The following is a 3,019-nucleotide window of genomic DNA, read 5'->3' on the forward strand; positions in this document are numbered from 1 at the left end:
AAGGCTTCGAGATCGAGACAAGGGTAGTGGACGTACCGGTCCTGATCGAGGACCCCTGGACCCACGAGACTCTGATGAACTTCCGAGACAACCATCAGGACCCGGATTCGACCGACCTGGAGTATGGCGCTCGTATCAACGGCTACGACACGAAGGATGACTTTATCGAGGCTCTCTTGGGTTCGCCGTGGCTCATCACCATGATCGGCTTTGTGCCGGGCCTTCCCTGGTGCTACCAGCTAGTCCCACCGGAGGAGCAGATCGAGGTTCCCAAGTACGTCCGGCCCCGTACCTTCACCTCCGAGCGGGCGTTCGGCTTCGGCGGTGGCTTCGCGGTCGTCTACCCGGTGCAGGGCGCGGGCGGCTACCAGCTTTTCGGAACGGCCGCAGCCCCGGTCCTGGACCTCAGTCAGAACCTCAAAGACTTCCAGGAGAACATCGTCTTCCCCAAGCCCGGAGACGTCTTCAAGTACCGTGGCGTGGATCGAGAGGAGTACGATGAAATACGATCCACGGTAGAGGATGGGACTTTCGAGTATCGCAAGGCGAATTTCACCTTCTACGGGGACCGTGCGCTGGAAGATCCACACGCTTACAACGAGGAGATCTTGGGGGTGCTCTATGGCGATTAGGGTTAAACAGCCTGGACTGCTCACCACCGTCCAGGACACCGGGCGCTTCGGCCAGTACGACATCGGGATGCCGCCCTCCGGGGCAATGGACGTGTTCTCTTACCAGGTCGGCAACTACCTTGTCGGCAACGAAGAGGGCGCGGCGGGACTGGAAATGACGTATTTCGGACCCGAGATCGAGTTTACCCAAGATGCGGTCATCGCCATAACCGGTGCGGAGTTGCCACCCAAGATCAACGGCGAAGAAGCCGCGACTTGGGAGACGCTCGCGGTAGAAGAGGGCGACGTACTCTCTTTCGACTACCTCAAGAGCGGCGCTCGCTCGTATCTGGCGATAGCCGGTGGAATAGACGTGCCCATCTTCATGCACAGCCGTTCGACGTACACTCTGATCGGCCTCGGAGGCCACGAAGGCCGTGCCCTGCAAGAAGGTGACGAGCTGAAGATAGGGGAGTCGAATGGAGCGTCCAACCGGGTCGGAAAGCGGGTGAACGACGACCACATCCCCACGTACAGTGACTCGCCGGAACTGCGCGTGATCATCGGCCTCGCCAGCTACCGGCTCACGGAGGAGAGCCTGGAGACGTTCCTGAACACCGAGTGGACCGTAACCCCGGACGCGGACCGCATTGGCTACCGCTACCGGGGCGGCGAGTTGGAGTTTGTCGAGCGGGAGCAGCCGGCGGGCGCCGGCGCGGACCAGGCGAACGTAGTGGACTTCGGCTACCCGGTAGGCTCCATCCAGGTTCCCGGCGGCGTCGAGCCCATCGTGCTCAACAACGACGCCGTAACCGGCGGCGGCTACGCCACAATCGGCACCGTCATAAGCGTTGACCGTGACACCCTTGCACAGACCAAGACCAACGACAAAACCCACTTCCGCTCGGTAGAGCTTGAAGAAGCGATGGAGGCCCGCGCGGAGCGACGGCGACAGATGGAGGATATAAAGGAAGCACTAAGCTAAAAGCCGATTGAAAGGAGGCAACGATGCGCATAGATCTCAACTGCGACATGGGCGAGAGCTTCGGTCCATACACGATGGGCCACGACGCGGAGATGATGAACTACATCTCTTCGGCAAACGTCGCGGGCGGTTTCCATGCTGGGGATCCGCACGTCATGCGAGAGACCGTACGGTTAGCGAAAGAGCACGGCGTCGCGGTCGGCGTCCATTCCGGCTACCAGGACCTGGTTGGTTTCGGGCGGCGGGAGATAGACGTGGCGCCGGAGGAGATCCACGACGAGCTCATCTACCAGCTCGGAGCCCTGCGCGAGTTCGCCCGCTACTACGGCATGGAGGTCCAGCACGTAAAGCCTCACGGCGCTCTCTACATGGTCGCCGCAAAAGATGAGGAGTTGTCGCGCGCCATTATCGAGGCGATACAGAAGGTAGATCCAGGTCTACTCCTCTTCTGCATGCAAGCGTCTGTTACCTACGATCTGGCGAAGGAGATGGGCCAGCCGGTCGTGGGCGAGTTCTTTGCCGACCGTGGCTACGACGATGAGGGCCAGATCATCTTTACCCGCGCCGTAACCGAGGAGCTAGAGCCCGAGGAGGTCGGGGACCGGGTCGTCCGGGCCGTCACGGAGGGTAAGGTCGTCGCCGACAGCGGTAAAGAAGTAGACATGGTCTGCGACTCGGTGTGCGTCCATGGCGACACGCCGGGGGCCGTGAAGCTGGCCGAGGCCATAGCCCGCAAGTTGAACGAGAACGACATTGAGATCCGTCCGCTCGGACGGGCGTAAGAGAAAATTTCCTGAAGGAGGACTAGAGTTGGCTGAAAAGACCGTAAAAGCTCCGATGCCCGGCACTTTCTACCGTCGGCCCGACCCGGAGAGTGATGCCTACGTCGAAGAGGGAGACAGCGTCTCATCGGGCGATACTGTAGGGGTCATCGAAGTGATGAAGTCATTTCACGAGATCAAAGCCGAAGAAGACGGCACGGTCGCGAAGATCCTGGTCGAGGACGAGGAAGCGGTGAGCGCGGGACAGGACATCGTAGAGCTGGAGTAGCTCCGCGGTTCGCCGATCAACCTAACAAACACATACGATAGGAGCCAGCATTGTCTCCCCAGTCTTTCCGCCTGGAAGAAGCGACGATAGATGACATTCATTCTGCTTTTCAGTCGGGAGAGTTGACTTGCCGCCGGCTCGTGGAGCTGTACCTAGCGCGTATAGAAGCCTACGATAAGAGCGGGCCGGAGCTCAACTCGATCATCACGATAAACCCAAATGTGTTGGAGGAAGCGGAGGAGATCGACCGCTCTTTTGAACAGTCCGGAGAGCTGGCCGGGCCGCTTCATGGCATCCCGGTGCTGGTCAAGGACCAGGCGGAGACCGCCGGCATCCGCACGACGTTCGGTTCTATTGCTTTCGAGAACTACAC

Annotated in this window: 5 protein-coding genes; all 5 read left to right on the top strand. The window is 60.1% G+C overall.

Annotated features, from left to right (window positions below; genetic code table 11):
• The coding region (locus ACR2FV_RS00200) for a carboxyltransferase domain-containing protein (protein WP_434013714.1) at nucleotides 1-632 on the top strand (632 nt) is incomplete at its 5' end.
• Nucleotides 622-1,596 (top strand): biotin-dependent carboxyltransferase family protein, encoded by a 975-nt coding sequence (locus ACR2FV_RS00205; RefSeq protein ID WP_434013715.1) that lies wholly within the window; start codon nucleotides 622-624, stop codon nucleotides 1,594-1,596. The genes ACR2FV_RS00200 and ACR2FV_RS00205, both read left to right, overlap by 11 nt.
• Nucleotides 1,597-1,619: 23 nt before the next feature.
• The gene (locus ACR2FV_RS00210; RefSeq protein WP_434013716.1) at nucleotides 1,620-2,378 is read left to right on the top strand and encodes a LamB/YcsF family protein; all 759 of its coding nucleotides are present in this window, start codon (nucleotides 1,620-1,622) and stop codon (nucleotides 2,376-2,378) included.
• Between the two features lie 28 nt (nucleotides 2,379-2,406).
• Nucleotides 2,407-2,646, top strand: a complete 240-nt coding sequence (locus ACR2FV_RS00215) for an acetyl-CoA carboxylase (RefSeq protein WP_434013717.1) — start codon at nucleotides 2,407-2,409, stop codon at nucleotides 2,644-2,646.
• 50 nt (nucleotides 2,647-2,696) lie between these two features.
• The coding region (locus ACR2FV_RS00220; RefSeq protein ID WP_434013718.1) for an amidase family protein at nucleotides 2,697-3,019 on the top strand (323 nt) is incomplete at its 3' end.

It is taken from the genome of Ornithinimicrobium sp. (assembly GCF_051004135.1).
Classification (GTDB): domain Bacteria; phylum Actinomycetota; class Actinomycetes; order Actinomycetales; family Dermatophilaceae; genus Ornithinicoccus.

Coding starts and splice junctions, on each gene's coding strand:
- ACR2FV_RS00205 (WP_434013715.1), top strand. CDS start 622: ATGGCGATTAGGGTTAAACAGCCTGGACTGCTCACCACCGTCCAGGAC.
- ACR2FV_RS00210 (WP_434013716.1), top strand. CDS start 1,620: ATGCGCATAGATCTCAACTGCGACATGGGCGAGAGCTTCGGTCCATAC.